Origin of the sequence: Halobacillus sp. K22 (assembly GCF_052246795.1) — a bacterium.
Classification (GTDB): Bacteria; Bacillota; Bacilli; order Bacillales; family Halobacillaceae; genus Halobacillus.
In genome coordinates this window covers 105,254-123,107 of record NZ_JBQQCN010000010.1, presented here as the reverse complement: position 1 = coordinate 123,107, position 17,854 = coordinate 105,254, and the positions used below count along the sequence as shown (strand labels likewise).

17 protein-coding genes are annotated in these 17,854 nt (G+C 41.1%); 10 read left to right on the top strand and 7 right to left on the bottom strand.

Annotation, left to right across the window (positions count from 1 at the left end; genetic code table 11):
* Window positions 1-586: 586 nt before the first annotated feature.
* Window positions 587-1,798: an MFS transporter gene (locus ACTWPM_RS09640; RefSeq protein ID WP_443132830.1), complete on the bottom strand. Its 1,212-nt coding sequence runs from the start codon at window positions 1,796-1,798 to the stop codon at window positions 587-589.
* A 111-nt stretch (window positions 1,799-1,909) separates the two neighbouring features.
* Here ACTWPM_RS09640 and ACTWPM_RS09635 point away from each other — a divergent pair, with 111 nt between their 5' ends.
* The 4 genes from ACTWPM_RS09635 (at window position 1,910) to ACTWPM_RS09620 (ending at window position 5,571) form a co-directional block, all read left to right on the top strand.
* Window positions 1,910-2,785 (top strand): LysR family transcriptional regulator, encoded by an 876-nt coding sequence (locus ACTWPM_RS09635; protein ID WP_443132829.1) that lies wholly within the window; start codon window positions 1,910-1,912, stop codon window positions 2,783-2,785.
* Window positions 2,733-3,353 carry a nucleotidyltransferase family protein gene (locus ACTWPM_RS09630; protein WP_443132828.1) on the top strand — a complete coding sequence of 207 codons (621 nt, stop codon included), beginning with the start codon at window positions 2,733-2,735 and terminating at the stop codon, window positions 3,351-3,353. The genes ACTWPM_RS09635 and ACTWPM_RS09630 overlap by 53 nt, the downstream gene beginning before the upstream one ends.
* 75 nt (window positions 3,354-3,428) lie before the next feature.
* On the top strand, window positions 3,429-4,229 hold the full coding sequence (locus tag ACTWPM_RS09625) for a PAS domain-containing protein (RefSeq protein WP_443132827.1): 801 nt from the start codon (window positions 3,429-3,431) through the stop codon (window positions 4,227-4,229).
* Window positions 4,230-4,410: 181 nt separating this feature from the next.
* On the top strand, window positions 4,411-5,571 hold the full coding sequence (locus ACTWPM_RS09620) for an acyl-CoA dehydrogenase family protein (protein ID WP_443132826.1): 1,161 nt from the start codon (window positions 4,411-4,413) through the stop codon (window positions 5,569-5,571).
* Between the two features lie 708 nt (window positions 5,572-6,279).
* On the opposite strand, the gene ACTWPM_RS09615 is transcribed toward ACTWPM_RS09620, so the two are convergent.
* Window positions 6,280-6,804 carry a type 1 glutamine amidotransferase domain-containing protein gene (locus ACTWPM_RS09615; protein WP_443132825.1) on the bottom strand — a complete coding sequence of 175 codons (525 nt, stop codon included), beginning with the start codon at window positions 6,802-6,804 and terminating at the stop codon, window positions 6,280-6,282.
* Between the two features lie 48 nt (window positions 6,805-6,852).
* Window positions 6,853-7,236 (bottom strand): DoxX family protein, encoded by a 384-nt coding sequence (locus ACTWPM_RS09610; RefSeq protein WP_443132824.1) that lies wholly within the window; start codon window positions 7,234-7,236, stop codon window positions 6,853-6,855.
* A 211-nt stretch (window positions 7,237-7,447) separates the two neighbouring features.
* Here ACTWPM_RS09610 and ACTWPM_RS09605 point away from each other — a divergent pair, with 211 nt between their 5' ends.
* Entirely contained in the window at window positions 7,448-8,350 is a 903-nt protein-coding gene (locus tag ACTWPM_RS09605) for a DUF1002 domain-containing protein (protein ID WP_443132823.1), read from the top strand.
* Between the two features lie 59 nt (window positions 8,351-8,409).
* On the opposite strand, the gene ACTWPM_RS09600 is transcribed toward ACTWPM_RS09605, so the two are convergent.
* Both ACTWPM_RS09600 and ACTWPM_RS09595 read right to left on the bottom strand, forming a co-directional pair.
* Entirely contained in the window at window positions 8,410-9,252 is an 843-nt protein-coding gene (locus ACTWPM_RS09600) for an alpha/beta fold hydrolase (RefSeq protein ID WP_443132822.1), read from the bottom strand.
* Window positions 9,253-9,420: 168 nt separating this feature from the next.
* Window positions 9,421-9,999, bottom strand: a complete 579-nt coding sequence (locus tag ACTWPM_RS09595) for an SCO family protein (RefSeq protein ID WP_443132821.1) — start codon at window positions 9,997-9,999, stop codon at window positions 9,421-9,423.
* A gap of 207 nt (window positions 10,000-10,206) precedes the next feature.
* Here ACTWPM_RS09595 and ACTWPM_RS09590 point away from each other — a divergent pair, with 207 nt between their 5' ends.
* The gene (locus tag ACTWPM_RS09590) at window positions 10,207-10,992 is read left to right on the top strand and encodes an alpha/beta fold hydrolase (RefSeq protein ID WP_443132820.1); all 786 of its coding nucleotides are present in this window, start codon (window positions 10,207-10,209) and stop codon (window positions 10,990-10,992) included.
* 11 nt (window positions 10,993-11,003) lie between these two features.
* On the opposite strand, the gene ACTWPM_RS09585 is transcribed toward ACTWPM_RS09590, so the two are convergent.
* A complete protein-coding gene (locus tag ACTWPM_RS09585; protein WP_443132819.1) occupies window positions 11,004-12,437 on the bottom strand; it encodes a hypothetical protein in 1,434 nt (477 codons plus the stop codon).
* Between the two features lie 601 nt (window positions 12,438-13,038).
* On the bottom strand, window positions 13,039-13,212 hold the full coding sequence (locus ACTWPM_RS09580) for a hypothetical protein (RefSeq protein WP_443132818.1): 174 nt from the start codon (window positions 13,210-13,212) through the stop codon (window positions 13,039-13,041).
* Window positions 13,213-13,369: 157 nt separating this feature from the next.
* Between ACTWPM_RS09580 and ACTWPM_RS09575 the strand changes: the two genes are divergently transcribed.
* The 4 genes from ACTWPM_RS09575 (at window position 13,370) to ACTWPM_RS09560 (ending at window position 17,812) form a co-directional block, all read left to right on the top strand.
* Window positions 13,370-14,212, top strand: a complete 843-nt coding sequence (locus ACTWPM_RS09575; RefSeq protein ID WP_443132817.1) for an alpha/beta fold hydrolase — start codon at window positions 13,370-13,372, stop codon at window positions 14,210-14,212.
* Complete coding sequence (locus tag ACTWPM_RS09570) at window positions 14,209-14,814, top strand: NUDIX hydrolase (RefSeq protein ID WP_443132816.1); 606 nt, start codon at window positions 14,209-14,211, stop codon at window positions 14,812-14,814. The genes ACTWPM_RS09575 and ACTWPM_RS09570 overlap by 4 nt, the downstream gene beginning before the upstream one ends.
* Before the next feature lie 62 nt (window positions 14,815-14,876).
* Window positions 14,877-16,025, top strand: coding sequence for a trans-sulfuration enzyme family protein (locus tag ACTWPM_RS09565; RefSeq protein ID WP_443132815.1), 1,149 nt, complete (start codon window positions 14,877-14,879; stop codon window positions 16,023-16,025).
* 545 nt (window positions 16,026-16,570) lie between these two features.
* Entirely contained in the window at window positions 16,571-17,812 is a 1,242-nt protein-coding gene (locus tag ACTWPM_RS09560) for a dicarboxylate/amino acid:cation symporter (RefSeq protein ID WP_443132814.1), read from the top strand.
* Window positions 17,813-17,854 lie beyond the last annotated feature (42 nt).

Here is a 17,854-nt window from a genome sequence, read left to right as displayed (position 1 = left end):
GCAGGGAGTGAAACGAGCGAGGAAGCTCACCGTTCCCCCATAGGAAAGCGAGTTATCTCCCCACCAGCCCCTTCCTTATATCGTAACGGATCCAAGGTATCTCGAATTCGAGTCATCAAGTATCCGGCTCTATTGTGTAATAAACCTCTTATGAATAATCAACAATAAACTTTAACAGAGCCTTTTTAAAAAGTAGAGGTTTCAAACAAATCCGCTATCAGGAAAAGCAGGTTAAGGGAATCAGCATAAAAAATGATCAAATGTGCAAAAAGTTGAATAATTAATCACCATAAAGGGTATCGTGATTTATAATTAAAATTTGAAACATTCAGGGATTCTAAAACGTACAGAAGTGTAGTAGATACATGAAGGTAGTCACATAAAATTCTGCATCATACTGAGGTGAAATCATGAAGAGATTAGACCAGGTTGTCGATTATTTAAAGACGCTGGGAGTAGAAGTGGAGAAGGTTTATAAAACCCCGAAGGAAGAGACGAGATAAAGGCATCAGAAGACCTTTGTTAAATACTTACGCAAAACGAAGAAAATAAGGTATGTTTCTCATAGTGGAAACATACCTTATCGTCATGCTGGTTTCTCCCTCGTTATGGAAGCAAACTGAGGATCTTTTGATTGGAAGATGGCCCATACCATTCCTGACATGATTGTCATACTTAATATTAAGAATATATACTGAACTCCGTGTGCGGCGGCAATATATCCAAAGATCGGCCCCGTGACCACAACAGATGCCTGGTTGCACAGCATACGGAAACTAGCCATACGACCGTGAAAATTCGGGTCGGTAGCCATTTGCTGAACAGACTGCAAGAGTGCACGGACGAAAGACGTACCGAGACCTGCCAAAATCACACCTAACACTACGGCTATTAAATTTTTTGTTACCCCTAACAGCAGAAGCCCAACCATCATGACGCCAAGGGAGCAGACGGCCAGGTGATTTTTCCACTTCAGCCACCACCATGTACCCACTATACCGGCAGTAATTCCTCCAATTGAAAAAGCGGCATCAAGAAATCCATAGACTACCGAAGTTTGATTTAAATAAGCGCTCGTATAAACAGATAAAAAACCAAGAATCGTGTGAAAGGTCAGTTGACCAAGCATCATCATCACGAAAAGACCGTGCAGCATATTATTGCTTTTTAAATATACAAAACCTTCTTTTAATTCTTGGAAGAAAGGGGTAGTTTGGGCAGGTTTTCTCTGTGGCGAAGGTTCGTAAGCAATGAATAATACAGTAGAGAAAGCCCCGGTGTATAATCCAATGACGATGAGCAGGGAAATTGAAACAGGCAATAACCCGGATAGAATTCCCCCTAAAGCAGCACCAATCAGGCTTCCTGATATAGTAGCTGAGCCAGATAATGAAAAGATTCTCGGCAAATTACTTTTTTCAAATACTTCAGCCACAAGTGCTTGCAGAGAAGGGCGGAACAAGGAACCCATTGTTTGTAAGATCATATGCGTGAGAATCATCACCCAAGGGTTGATCCAGCCGAGCAAGAATGCACCCCATAAAAGAAGTAAACAAAAAATACTCCCGCCCCCGGCAAGAGAAGCTAGTTTTTTTCGATTCGAACGATCGACAACTACCCCGAAGATTAAGTTAGAAAACAATCCTGGCAAAAACCCAAAACTTACAAAAATCCCAGTGTAAACCGCATCTTCTGTCCATTGATATAGAAACCATGTGATTAACACAAAATACATAGCTCGACCGCATTCATATAGGAAATAAGTAATTAATAGACGGCGCGTGTTCAAATGATTCATTAGGAGTCTCCTTCCGTTGCGAATTAATTTGATCATATCCTATTTATGTAGATAAGAATAATACTGTTTTTTTATTCAAATCGATAACTTTAGCTTATGGGGTGAGCAAAGATGAAAATGGAAGATTATGAATTACTGCTTCATTTACATCGAATAAAGACGATACGTGGCACAGCTAAGAAAATCCTTATATCTCAGCCGGCTATTACTCAACGGTTAAAATATATAGAGAGTCATTTTGGAGGAGCTATTTTCTTAAGAACCCCTAAACAATTAGTTCCCACTGCTCTTGGAGAAAGTATTCTGAAACACGCTGAGGAAGTCATAACCAGAGAATACGATTTTCATGACCGACTTCTTCAGCAAGCTGTAGGGGAGGTAGCTGGCACGCTGTCCATAGGTGCGTCTTCTTTGTTCAGTCAACATTTTTTACCCGGAGTCTTAGAAGCTTATACAAAAAAATACCCAAGCGTTACGATTGATCTTGTAACAGGAGTGAGTGATGAAATAAGAGATTCTTCTACCCCGTTTCACGTTTACGTTGTACGCGGTGAACCAATTCGAACCATGGTAAGCCATCATCTATTTGATGACCCTTTGTATTTAATAGATACTAAACCTTTAAATAAAAGCAGGGCGCGACCTCTAATCGAATTTAAAAGTGATCCCGGCTTTCAAAAAGTTATGGAGGATTGGATGGCGGTTCAGCCACATCATGCTTTTAAAAGGTCGATTAAAGTCGATCAGTTCGAAACAGCAAAACAATTGATGAAGCGTGGTTTAGGAATGGCTGTGCTGCCTAAGAGTGCAAGCAGGGACCTTGAAGATTTTTATTCCATTCCTCTTGAGGTTGATAAGCAGCCTCTGAGCAGGAAAACGTGGGCGTGTTATCAGGAAGGGCTTCGTCAGTTATTACAAGTGGATGCGTTTATTTATGAACTTGAGAATACAATATGGTTTGATGAAGAAAGGGAAGAAAATGATTAATTTTGAGAATGAGCTATTAGAAATCATTCAGGAACATCCATATATCCAGGAGCTGTTTGATGTAACCGACCAATACTTGGAAGACTATTATATTGGGGCTGGTGTTATTACGCAGACGGTTTGGAATAAAGTCCATGGTTTTGAACTAACGTATGGAATAGGTGACGCAGATATTATTTATTTTAATTCAATCGAAAAACCTTCGAGGGAGCAGGAAACGAAAACGGAAGCGAAAATACGAAAAGCTCTGCCACATTTTCCTTTTACAATTGATGTGACCAATGAAGCTCTCGTTCACCACTGGTATGAGCAGAAGTTTAATAAAAAGATAGCCCCTTATCAATCAGCAGAGGAAGCGATTGACACATGGCCGACGACCGCTTCGGCGATCGGAGTGAAGCGAGTGGAGGGCGAATACAGGGTTTACGCTCCTTTTGGATTAGAGGATCTATTTAAGGGAATTGTGCGACCCAATAAAATTTTAATTCCTAAGGAAGTTTATAAGAATAAAGCGGCTAAATGGAAAGCTCGCTGGCCCGGGCTTACTGTGCTTGAATGGTCTACTTAAGGTATGATTGGAAATTTTCTATGATTCATTTTATGATAATAGTATTCATTCCACTATCAAAGGGGATCGCGTAATATGAACGAAGATGCATTCGATAAATTAGAAGAAATTCAGCAAAATGAATTCATTAAGGCCGCTATTGATCGAGTGGGGGCAGGTGTGGTTATCTCTGACCCAGAGCAGGAAGATAATCCAATGATTTATTGTAATAAGGGTTTTGAGGATTTAACTGGTTATGCAGCATCAGAAATTCTTGGGAAGAACTGCCGGTTTTTGCAAGGAGAAGATACAAGCCCTCAAATGGTAGATAAGATTCGTAATGGACTCTCTAATTATGAAAATGTTCTGGTAGAGCTTAAGAATTATAAGAAAGACGGTACGATGTTCTGGAATGAACTGCAGATCTTTCCTGTTTATATTCAACAAATGGACCAGAATTTTTTTGTCGGGGTTCAACGGGATGTCAGCCAGCGGCGCGAGCAGCAAGAACTGATTGGGCATTATCTATCCGAAGTCAAACGTCTGTCTACACCTATTGTTCCACTGGAAGACGGGATTTCTGTACTGCCGCTAGTGGGGACCTTTGATGAAGAGCGTCTGCACGAAATGCTCGATTCTGTCAGTCATCATGTGAAGGAATCCAAGGAAGATTACTTGATTATAGATATGTCAGCCGTGCATGCCTATAATGAAGCTGTACATATGGGGATTTATCAGATGAATCAGCTGCTGGACTTGATGGGCACCACGCTGATTATCACAGGGATTAAACCCAGCTTTGCGATTCAGAGTGCACCATATGCAGACTTCAGTGAGTTATCACTTAAGTCTTATGCCTCTGTTAAACAGGCCCTGCACGCGGTGCGAGATCAATAGATAACAGAATGTCCGGCATCTTCAAGATGCCGGATTTTTTAACTGAAATACACAGATTTTGTTCTTCACATCCTATATATAATAAAAAAGTAATAGATGGCCTCTCTTTAAGCCGCGTATTGGCTTAATTCCGACTGATTTTGTAAGATTTAAGTATATATAAAATTGGGAGTGGATGGATATGGTTGATATTTTTGATAATTGGATAAAAAATGACCGGCAACAACGATTGTTTGAAAAAGCTGAACGGATTGCTAAAGAAGCAAAGACGCAGGTAAGCAAAACGGATCCTGAAGCGGTTTTTTCCCCTCGTACCCTGAAAGTAATAAAGCAGGAAAAATACCCGTCGCTTACCTTATCGTCCGCTTATGGAGGAGAAGACCTCTCCTTGTATGAGTTTATACTGCTTCAAGAAAAAATAGCCGAAGGTGATGGATCAGTGGCTTTATCCATCGGGTGGCATTTAGGAATTATGAAAGAGTTAATGGAAGACAAACTTTGGAGCAAAGACGATTTTGATCGGCTGGCTAAAGAGGTAGCTGAAGAACAGAAGGTCGTTAACCGGGCAGCTACGGAGCCGGCAACAGGTAGTCCGACACGTGGCGGGGTCCCGGAAACCAAAGCAGTCAGGAATGGAGATCGTTACATCATCACGGGTCGTAAAACATTTACATCTATGGCGGAGCATTTAGATTATTATATTGTTTCTGCTTATGTCGAGGATTTAGATGAGGTCGGCTGGTTTCTCATTGATCGGCATCAGCCCGGACTAACGGTGGATAAAACGTGGGATACCCTTGGTATGAGAGGGACAGAAAGTGACGATTTAGTATTGGATAAAGTAGAAGTTAATTTAAATGATTTGGTAGAGAGAAAATCAAAAGGAAAACCTGCACCTAAAGGCTGGCTGCTGCACATCCCAGCTTGTTATTTAGGGATTGCTACAGCCGCACGGAATGATGCCATTGAATTCGCTCAAAACTTCCAACCGAACAGCTTGGACACGCCAATCGCAGAAGTGGGCCATATTCAAGATAAGATTGGTGAAATGGAGTGGAAGCTGCTGCAGGCTCACTCATTTTTATACACTGTTGCAAGAAAGTGGGATGAAGAGCCTGGGCATCGTAAGCACATGGGTGCCGAATTAGCTGCGGTTAAATTAGCCGTTACTAATACAGCGACAGAGGTGGTAGATTTAGCAATGAGGATTGCTGGAGGACGAGGCTTGTCCAAGCAATATACTTTTGAAAAATATTACCGTGACGTCCGGGCAGGCTTGCACAACCCACCCATGGATGACGCAGTCGTGAAGATGCTCGCGCAACAAGCTTTAACAGAATAAAACCTGTGTTAGATTTGTGATTTTTATATGCGGTTATTAAAGAATAGGGCCGTATAGTTGAAGACTCAGTTTCGAGATATTTTGTAGAGAAAGGGGCTCCAGGGAACGACTCGCTTTCCGCGGCCCTGCACGACGCAGGGTCGTTCGACGTTGCCACAGGACGTGGCGATCTTAGTCGAACATCCCTTGTGGTGAGCTTCCTCAGGCTTCGCCTTCCGGGATCTCACCGATCACGTTCATCCCGCAGGAGTCTTCGCCGTTCCCTTCCGCCCCTTTGCGATCATTGAGAGCTCAAAATTGTCTGCATAAACGCCTTCCAATGAACAAGGATCATCTATGATTCACACTGGTCTTTACGTGTGTTTAGCTGTAGAAACCCTGTTATATAAGCATTGGAAGCAGATGTGGCATGGCTTCTATCTCCTATAGCAGGGTCCGTTCACAAGAAATGGCTGGGTTGGTGGGAAATGGCGAGACTCCCATGGGAGAAGGAACTAGGTGAGATCCCGCAGGGAGTGAAACGAGCGAGGAAGCTCACCGTTCCCCCATAGGAAAGCGAGTTATTTCCCCACCAGCCTCTTCCAAATATAGTAAAGGGCCCCGATTATCTCGAAACTGAGTATTACAGAAAAGGGAGCTTATCTACAACATTAAAATTTAAAGTACCATAAAGAAAAGAGGGTGCCCAGTGCAGGGACACCCTCTTTTTTATTTTTCTGCTAGTAAGTCAGCAAATGCTTTAGCGTAAGGAGGCAGGTCAGGCGGACGACGGGCGGAAACGAGGTGTTCATCTTTTACGACCGCTTCATCATACCAGATGGCTCCAGCGTTTTTCATATCGTCTTTAATACCAGGAGTACTTGTAACTTTACGACCTTGCAGGATATCGGCAGAAATGAGCACCCAGCCGGCATGGCAGATTTGGCCGATCGGCTTACGTTGTTCGTTCATATGCTGTACCATTTCGATGACTTTATCGAAGCGGCGAAGTTTATCCGGTGACCAACCGCCTGGAACTAAAATGCCATCATAATCAGCGGGATTAATATCACCGAAAGCATAATCGGAAGTTGCCGGTACCCCGTATTTGCCAGGGTATTCTTTACCAGCTTCTTCTCCAACAAGATGAACCGTAGCCCCCTCTTCCTGAAGGCGCAGTAAAGGATACCATAATTCGAGATCCTCAAAATCTTTGCTTACAAGCGCAATTACTTTTTTATTCTCTAATCGCATAAACAACCTCCTTTATCAATACTCTTCTTTTATTCTATCAAACCCTTTTCAGGTATTCGAATCTTTAGACACGGCGAGCACCCACCAGATCAATAAAGGCTGGAATAGTGGACGGATCCATAAAGCTGTCGCGTTTGTGTCCTCGCTCCAAGGTGCGGGTATGCCATAGATTGCCGCATAAATATTTGCCGGCAGAACAATCACAAGAAAAGCAGCCGTAGCCCAACCGGCGGCTCTCCTCGTCTGGGGGAAAATTAGAAGAAGAGCCAGCAGCCACTCCGTAATCCCTGTTACATACACAATAATCAGCTTGTAAGGCACCCACTGAGGAATCATCTGGGCAAATCCATGATCATAGATAAAGTGAGTGACTCCTGCAAAAAAGAAGGCAGCCGCAAAAATATAAAGCCCAAGTTGTCGTATAAATGTCATGTTTTCACTTCCTTTGATACAAATAAAAATTCACTTTATGTATAGATTTGAAACCTATGTACTAAAAAATTCGTATTAAACTGTGCAGCTTCTTAATTAAATAATTCTATATATCCATGTCAAAAATTTAAAGTAATGTATAATAACTACTGAGTCCAGCATAAAGCTAAACAAGCTGCGAATCTACCATGAGCATAAGGGGACGAAATTTATGAAAAAGAAATTTACTCTGTTGATGACGTTAGTTATATTGTTGATTTCAAGTTTTGGTATGTCAGGGGTGAGTCTGGCATCTACAGGGAATGAAGGGATTAATGAAAAACTCGGCCTACCGATTGTAGTTTATGGAGAAGCCTTATCCGATGCCCAAAAATCAGAAGTGACCGAGCTTTTGGAAGTAAATCAGCATGAGCAAGTTGATGAATTTACAGTTAATGGTCAAGATTTAACTAATTACATTGGTGGAAATCCAAATGCCAACATGTACTCTTCTGTTAAGATTATTCATAAGGATTCAGGAAAAGGGTTAAATATAGAAATCGTTACTAAAGATAATATCACAGAAGTAACTAAAGAGATGTACACGAACGCTCTATTGACTGCAGGTGTTCAAGATGCTGACGTTATGGTTGCTTCCTCTGTGAAGGTCAGTGGCCATTCAGCACTGACGGGGATTTATAAAGCCTATGATGCCAAAGGCGTTAAACTGGACGAAGGCCGTATGCAGGTAGCGAGTGAAGAACTGGACGTGGCTACATCTATTGCCAAGGAAGAAGGAATAAATCAGGCGGAAATCAGTGAATTGCTAACTGAAATTAAAAAGGCAATTGCTGAGCAGAACCCTGCTACCCGGGAAGAAGTCGAACAGATTGTTCAAGAACAGCTCCAGGCTTTAAACATTGAACTTAGTGCGGAAGACCGCCAAAGGCTGGTAGATCTATTTGAGCAAATGAGAGATCTGAATATTGATTTCGATCAGGTGAAAAATCAATTGGATGACTTAACGGGAAATATTCAAGATTTAATTAATGATGATGGATTCTGGAACAGCCTCCGATCAGCCGTTAAAGACTTCTTTCGCTCTTTGAGCAACTTTATCAGCTCCCTATTTTAAATAACTTACATGATCTGGAACCTCAGGTCCTCCATATATTAGGAGGACCTGAGGTTTCTTTAATGGAAATGGATGGATTGTTTGGCTATATAATTCTTAACATAATTATTATTCCAGTGGATATAGTGCCCGCCATCTATACGTTTGATGGTCAGTTGAGAATTTCTTCTTTTTAGAAGATGATCAACCGCTTTTATTGTGCGGTTTTCTTCTGCTTTGTTTATCCCTTTAAAAGAAGCATAGAAAAGGGTGGTGGGAACGGCCAGTTTTTGAACCATAGACACGAGAGGTATATTGTAGAAACCAAACATGACATTCAACCCCTCGATTGTCACCTCGCAAGGTGTATAGAAGGTTTGGGCAATATAATTTGATTTCGGCAGATTTACAGCTTCACAAAAACGGTCAATGTCTTTCTCGACATTTTCTGAGGGAGGACTTGAAAATAACGGATGAAGTATTTTTAATACAGGACGTCTGCATAGACGGACCATCCAATTCAATATAGGAAAAGCCAGCGCAAAAGGCCCGAATTCGTGGAATGGAATTCTAGGGAAATCCTTATGTCCTTGATCGAGTAGGAACAACTGAGTAACGCGTTCAGGATAATAATAAGCAAATGAAATTGCAAAACCACCGCCAAGTGAATGACCAATTAGAAGTGCTTTTTCGATCCCTTGTTTATCTAAGTATTCTTTCAGCCAATCAGCCAACACTTTTGAGGTGCACTTCTCAGAAATACCTGTACTTCTTCCGATGCCTGGAAGGTCCAGCATATGAACCCGAAAATCGATCTTTAGTTGTTCAGCAATATTTAGTCCCTCTATCCCAGGCATACCTCCAGCAGGTAAAAATATAGCATCTTTCCCAGTTCCTATTTTTTCTGCATAAAAATTAACCATACTGCACCCCTCACTTCTTAGATAACTGGACCGTAAATCCTTTATCTATCGTAGCTTAACTGCAAATAATATGTAAAATCATTCCACCTCAGGTCCTCCATATAATGGAGGACCTGAGGTGGAATAGTTTACCATACAAAAAACGCTCCTTTTCGGAACGCTTTTTTATTAGTTTGCTGCTGTTTTTATATCTTTAATGATTTGATCGTAGGGGACATCTGTGTCTCCTCTATATTTTTTAAGCACGGTACCATCTTTTCCGACGAGATAAAAGGAGGTACCATGGGTTACTTGATCATTGCCTTCTGTTTTTTGGACGGCAGCTTTAAAGCTTTCTTGAGCGAAATTCTCAATTTCTTCCTGCGTGTAACCTGTCACAAACGTCCAGTTGCTAAAGTCAACTCCATGCTTTTTACCGAATTCCTTTAATTCGTCAGGAGAGTCCACCGTTGGATCAACGCTGAATGAAACGATTTCCGCTTCTACGCCTTCCTCTTTAAGCTGCTCCTGAATCTGTACCATATTGCGGGTCATAGGAGGACAGACCGTATTACAGGAAGTAAAGATGAAGTCCGCCAGCCAAACCTTTCCTTCCATGTCATCTACAGCAAAATCACCCTCATCCTGGGTGGTTGCTTTAAAATTTTCTGTTTCCCAACCAAGTGTATTTTCAAGTTCACCACTGCCGCACCCTGCAAGCAGGATTGTGAACAGAAGCGTCATACTAAGTAAGATGAGGTGCTTCATTAAGCTTTTCTCCTTCCAAAATAGGATGTACCTTCTCAGTTTACGATTGAATAAATCAAAGTGTCAATTGTATCTCCATCTGTTAATAAAATAGACACAGTTGAATTTTTATTAAAGTGTTGATATGTAAAATATTTACTTTAGAGTATAAAGCCTTGTGATTCGGAAAAAGCTAAGATACCAGGATGGATGAGCGAGGGATAATAAATGCCTTATTTTACTGAAAAACATGGAAAGCAATTGTTTTATGAAGATAAAGGGAATGGAGAAGCAATTATATTTATTCATCCTCCAGGGATGGGAAGGAAAGTATTTAGACAGCAGCATGCTTTAGCTAAACATTTCCGAATTATTCTTCCTGATTTAAGTGGAAATGGAGATTCAGAACTTGTGACTAAAGCTCCGGATATTACATTTTACGCCAGGGAAATTCATCAATTAATTGACCACTTGAGGCTTGATAAAGTAACACTTGTTGGTTATTCGTGCGGCGGTATGATCGCGCAGGAATTTGCCTTAACTTTTCCGAGCCGAGTCCACGCAATTGTATTGGCAGGTGGGTTTCCAAAGGTCGACACTGGCGGGTTACGATTTGAATTTTTAGTAGGCATGGAATGGGTGAGGAGAAGTCCAGAGACGCTTGCCAAGTTATTAAGTAATTCTCACTTTAGAGATCCACTTATTAAGCGGGAGTTAAGTGAACATATGGCTAAATCCAACCCGGATGCGTGGTATGAATTCTACAACAGGGGATTTCGTTTCGATTGCAGTCGAAGACTTCCAAACTTAGAAGTGCCACTTCTTCTTATGTATGGAACTAAGGAATTCTGGATTAATCACCATGTTAAATATTATTTTGACTGCCCTGATACGACACTGGTTTATATTGAGAGGGCTTATCATCAAATTCCGGCGACACACTGGTCGATCTTTAACCACTACATCATTGAGTTTCTAGAAAGAAAGGTATTATCAAAAAAAGCAGAGAGTTGATCTCTGCTTTTTTACTTTCTATTTGCTTCAAACGTCTGATTGATCTGCTTCGTATAGACTGCATTCTTCAAAGTTATATCCAGACTGGAAGCCTTCTGAACAAGCGAATGTTTCACATTAATATAGGCGCTGTCTTCTGATCCACCATACTCAACATCTGCTTCCTTGCCGTTATCACTCTCGATATGCACATTTTGAGGCCGTTCAAAAGCAGGACTTCCACTTTCTCTGGGTGAAATACCAATTAATTTTTTAGGTTGTTCAAAATCTTGAGGTCTAAACCCTAGTTGTACATCGATTCCGTGCTCACCATGAGTGTTTAATTGCTCAATATAAACATCCGTATTGTAGATTTCTGCTGCCTTTTCATTCACACTTGTGTTCCCTCTTACTTTTGGATTTATCTCAGAAAGATCTACATTAAAAGAAAAGGAATCTCCGCTAGTTAAGTGCACGTTTTTCACTTCAAGTGACACATCGTCCGGCTCAGAATAGACCGGCCTGAAATACCCTTCATAAATAGCCTCTTTACCTTTCACTTTTTGCAGGAATGGGGTGATAGGGATTTGCTGTCCATCTGCGGTTTTTAAAATGACGTTCATGGAAGAATTGAATTGCTCTCGCTCATGATCGACTCTTACCTTAAGAAAACTTTCCGTAATTCCAAGATTAAGTTCCAAAGGTTCAACAGTCAGTCCGTCATTTTGATACTTTTCATCAAAGGTGTACTGTGCTAACAGGTTCTTATCTGGGTCAAATGTATATTGAACAGGCATGGACTTTGATTCGTACATATTTCCATTAATTCTGAAGGTCATCGAGGTTAACAACTGTTGGTTAAACTCTTCAGGGTTAGGCATCATCCGGTCTGGCTCCCCCTCTTCGGGGATGGGGATCGTTTGGACCATACTATACAAACGATTTTCAAAAATAACCCCCTCGCCATACTGCATGGGCGGAGCATGAGAGGAAAGTGATTGTGTATCGGCACCTTTTTCCTTTTTCAGCTTCACTTCTTCTACGGAAGGAACATTGTTGACATAGTTATTGGTTTCTTCCGTAATTAATGCGGATAGATCTATGCTGTAAAAGATATAAATGGTGCGCCCGCTATGCCATACTTCATTAATTTGCATGCGGCCATCAAGTTCCGGCAGCTTTGTAGATTCTTGGGGGAAAGTGGTTAATCCTCTTTCCTGTGCAATCTCAAGGCCAGGTACTCTTTCTTTATAAAAATCATTTATGTTCTGGTAGCTTTCAACTTCTTGCCATTTAGTCGGCAGATCATCCTGATTTACTGGCTTTGCTTTTCGCTGTGGTTTCGACTTCTGGCTGTATGTAATACGATCCTTACTGTCTGAAGTAGTCATGTACGTTCCTACTGCAAAAATCAGCAGTACGGCTATAATACCCAGCCACTTCCATTTGTTTTTGTTTTTCCACATATGTATAACCCTTTCTATTATTTAATTCCTATTAGCCATCTTATGTAATTTAATGGTCATTCACTCATCGTTTAATCCTGTAACTATTATACTAATAATAACAGAATTTTCGGACATAAAACGAGGTGAATTTGGATTGGATAATGATCGAACACGCTTTTTTGGTTCATCATTGTTATAACATTGGAAGAAAAGATTGTATTAGGGATCGGGCTCATTCAACCAGTTTACATTCAGTTTGCAAATTTCATGCTTTACGCTATAGGTCTGTTAAGTTATTTAGAGAAGTTATAGCAGAAGTGCAAGGATTATATAGAAAGGAAGTGAAAGTGCAGCTCTTGACTCTACTTACAAGGAAACTGAAGAAAAACTGTGGAAGGAAGAGAAAACAAATAAAATGGAACATACCTGTTAAAAGAATTGGAGAAGTCAGTACGCAGAAAAAGTTTTTAAATTCTCTAGTGTGAAGAACGGGAAGCACATGTGTACTATTTTAATCCTGAAAACGGGAATTACATGCAGAAAGAAGGGTGCTCTTGTAAAACTGTTTATTAAGCGGGGAAATTGTAAAGCCTGGCCCCAGTGGAATGGAGTCAGGCTTTTAATCTTCGTCGGTATAATGATGATACATAGCGTCGCCTTCGGAAGGTTTATCTTCGGAATTGGTCTCTTGGTGGTGAGCAAAAGCTTTTGTGTACGTTAGACGGCTGTTAAAGATTTCAGCTGCTTCGTTTGTACTTTCCACTTTTCCTCGTCTCTGTTTTTTACTGGTCATACGTATCGCCTCCTTCAAAAATAGAATTCCTCTATACCCAAAAAGATAAACATGGTTATTGTTAACAAAATTACAAAATATGGATGACCTGAGGTGGAGTATTCTTCCATCATAACGGGGGCTTTGCTAAACTTAGAGGAAAAGAGGGGGGAGCGGTATGGGAACATGGAAGAAGATTATGTTAGTTACACCTAGAGGGAAGTTCGAAGTTTTCTGTAAGGGAGAGGGCCCGCCTCTTTGTGTCAGCCATCTATATTCAGCTTTTAATTCTACAGGGGATTACTTTGCCGATTGCTTCACCAGTCTATATCGAGTATTCTTGGTGAATTTGAGAGAAGCAGGAAAGTCTGAAGCAGCACATGAACCTTATCAATTAAGTATGGTGGAATCTGTATTAGACCTGGAAGCCATCAGGGAAGAATTGAAGCTTAATTCCTGGATCTTTGCTGGTCATTCGACTGGTGGAATGCTCGGTTTAGTTTATGGACTGGCTGCACCTCATTCATTGAAGAAGTTGGTTATTGCCAATGCTGCTGCCCGTATGTACATGGATTCTCCTAAGTGTATTTACCATAAACATCATCCGCAATTTTCATATATGCAGCAATTAATTGAGCAGTTGAAGTCTCCGCTGTTAACCAGTCAGGAAAAGCGTCGTTTACAGGCGGAGAGAACGAAGCTGTCATTAGTTTGTGATAGCGCGTATGATCTTTACTTTTCAAAAAACATACATAAAGAAATGGCGCGAACACGGATCGATTTTTTTGCAAGGGAACTTCATATTTTTGATGTCACACAGCAGCTTTACAAAATAAACGTACCTGTCTGGATTGTCGCAGGAAAATATGATGTACAGTGCCCGGTGGAATTTTCCATTGAAATGCATCATCATTTGCATCATTCTAGATTAACGGTCTTTAAAGAAAGTAATCACTATCCTTTTCTTGAAGAAAAAGAACGTTTCGAACATAAATTGAACGAGTTAGGAGGGGTCCAGTGACGGAGTGGCTGCAAGTTTTTGACCAGAGAGGAAATCCATTAGATGTAAAAGAACGCACCGAGGTTCATCGTGATGGAGACTGGCATGAGACATTTCAGTGCTGGTTTTATGAAAAGAGTTCTGACGGAAAACTTTATTTGCTCTTTCAAAAAAGGTCTGCGGATAAAGCAGAATTCCCCGGACTATATGACATTTCCGCCGCCGGCCACATTGAAGCAGGGGAAAATATTATTCAGGCAGGTCTAAGGGAAATATACGAAGAGCTAGGTCTTTCTTTATTAAAAGCAGATCTAAAAAGTATAGGTACATATAAAGCAGAGCTTTTTACTGACCATTTTAAAGACAGGGAGTTCTGTCGCGTGTTTCTTTCTTATTATCCGAATGAAAAAGCTCTTTCACCCGGAAAAGAAGTGGAAGATCTCGTAAGGATAGAGATCAATGCATTTAAACAAATACTCATGGGGACCCAAGAGTCTACGGAGGCAAGGTCTGTTTTGGATAATCACAAGTACCTCACCCACTTTCAGGATTTTGTCCCCCATGATCCTGCCTACTATGAATTTGTGCGCCAGGCTATTCTTGAAGAAGTCAAAAAACTTTGACAAAAAGTGCACTTGCTCTATATAATCGTTGATTAACAGTGAAAGTGGAGGAGATCATCATTATGAAAAAACAATCATCTTTTGACACGAAAATCGTTCACAACAAAGTCGATCAGACCCTTGTACAAAATAGTAAAAATACACCAATCTACCAGACAACTGCTTTTACCTTTAAAGATTTAGACCATCTGGAAAGTTACTACGAAGGAGATTCTCCTTACTTATACAGCCGTGAAAGGAATCCGAACACCGATGAACTGGGAGATTCTATTGCTAATCTTGAAGAAGCTGAAGCAGGAGTCGCTACTTCTTCAGGAATGTCAGCTATTTTGGCAGGTATTCTAGCGGTTGCTAAACCCGGTGATCATATCGTTGCAGCTGAAGATTTATATGGGGGCACTCACAAACTTCTTACAAAAGAACTGCAGACATTTGGAATTGATGTAAGTATGGTATCGTTCTCGGATCAACGTCAGATTCGTAATGCTATTAATGAACGGACCAAGCTTCTTTATGCAGAGTCTATCTCTAATCCATTTTTGCGTGTCGAAAATTTAACAGGTCTAGTCGAGTTAGCCCGGGAATATGGAATAAAAACTATGGTGGATAATACGTTTGCGACACCTTATTTGTTGCGCCCTTATCCGCTTGGAATTAGTCTTGTAGTCCATAGTGCCACGAAGTATATCGGAGGCCACAGTGATGTAACCTGCGGAGTACTGGCAGGCGATAAAGACTTGATCCATGAGGCGACTCAGAAAGTTGTAACGCTTGGGGCGAATTTAAGTCCATTTGAAGCGTGGCTGACTCAACGAGGAGCAAAGACCTTAGGCCTTCGAATGAAGCAGCAGTCCCACAATGCGAATGCTGTAGCAGCTGCTCTCAAAGATAATAAAGGAGTGAAGAAGGTCTATTATCCCGAATTTGTTTCGGAGCGCGGAAATGGGGCGATTGTTACAATAGAGCTTGCCTCAAGCATTGATTTGGATCAATTCTTCAAATCTCTGGGCTGGATTAAGATCGCTCCAACACTTGCGGGGGTTGAAACTACGGTTTCCTATCCAGTTCGAACCTCTCACCGTGCTTTGTCTGAAGAAGATCGTGAGAAGGTTGGCATTACGGATTACATTATTCGTCTATCCATCGGAATTGAAGAAGCCCAGGATATAGTCGAACAATTAAACCAGTCTATTGAATATTCAATTAAATAAATGGCTGACTTTCATAGACCTAGTCCGATATAATACTCAGCGCTTTCAAAAGTAGCTGAAGGAAATTCGATCGGAGTGGCTTCTCATGCAGCACCGATGCAAATAGAGGTGATTATGAAGCCTCCCAAGATCCAGATCAGTGGAAAGGTATTAAGGAGAGCTTTGAAAAGCAGAGAAGAAAGGCTGCAGATTGTAGGACCAAAGTGAATCACAAAAACTGCCTCTTTTCCGAAGAGGTAGTTTTCATGTGTTCATTTATATACAGGCGACCGTTGAAAAATACAGGGAAGAATAAAAGTAGAAAGTCCCGCCATGAGTGTTAAGAAATAAGGTGGTTTGGTTCAGAGGTCCTCAGCCCTTCCACCTGATTGGTTGGTTGCCTAGAATAGTTTCAGAAATTTTATTCAATAAATATACAATTTGTGCTATAATTCAAAAATAGCGCAATCTACTTGGGTTTCGGGATCCCTGCATCATTTAATACACCCGATTTTTTTAACAAAAATATAAGAAAGCGCTTTCATATTATTATAGGAGGTTTCGCCATGAATCTAACCACCAAAATATTTATTGGTTTAATTCTCGGTGCCGTAGTAGGAATCACACTGCATTTCACTGCACCGGATCTATTTGGAACGTTAGATACTTTTATATTCAATCCTCTAGGAACCGTCTTTTTAAATTTAATTAAGATGTTAGTTGTTCCTATTGTATTCTTTTCCATTACGCTTGGAACTGCTTCCCTGGGAGATCCTAAGAAGCTGGGGCGTATTGGGGGCAAGACCGTTGCATTCTTTCTAGTTACTACTACGATTGCTATCAGCATTGCTCTTTCACTCGCTTATATTTTCGAGCCTGGGAATATTAACATTGATACAGCTGATGCGAGCTATGAAAGTGAAGAAGCTCCTGGAGTGGTCGAAACGTTTACAGGAATCATTCCAACAAATCCTATCCAGGCTATGGCAGAAGGAAATATGCTTCAAATAATAGCCTTTTCTATCTTCATCGGATTAGCCCTGGCTATTCTAGGTAAGAAGACAGAAGGGATTATGAATTTAATTGAGCAAGGGAACGACATTATGATGTACCTTGTTAACTTGATCATGAGATTCGCTCCATATGGTGCCTTCGGCCTGTTAGCTTCAGCCATCGGTACAATGGGACTGGACGGTGCTCAAGCTATGGGTATGTATATGATTGTAGTTATCTTAGGATTATTTATTCACGCGATAGTTACCTATGGATCAGCTGTATCCTTCTTAGGTAAAATGAATCCGATAAAGTTCTTTAAAGGATTCTTCCCGGCAATGACCGTTGGTTTCAGTACATCAAGCAGTAGTTCTACGCTGCCTATATCCATGAAGACGGCTCAAGAAAATTTAAATGTACCTAAACCTGTGAGTAGTTTCGTCCAGCCTCTGGGAGCTACGATTAATATGGATGGTACAGCTATTATGCAAGGTGTGGCCACCGTCTTTATTGCCCAGGTTTACAGCACTGATTTATCATTCGGCCAACTGGTCATGGTGGTACTAACAGCAGTGCTCGCTAGTATAGGAACGGCTGGTGTTCCAGGGGTCGGACTAATTATGCTTGCAATGGTACTGAACCAAGTATCTCTTCCAGTCGAAGGAATTGCCTTAATTATTGGTATCGACCGTCTGCTGGACATGACTCGTACAGCTCTTAACATCACTGGTGATGCAGCTTGTGCGGTAGTGGTAGCGGAGTCGGAGAAAAAGCATGATCAGGAAAGTGAAGAGAGAGAAGCCATGCAAGCTTAGTAATTAAATATCGTGCGCCCTTTCTATTAGAAAGGGCGTATT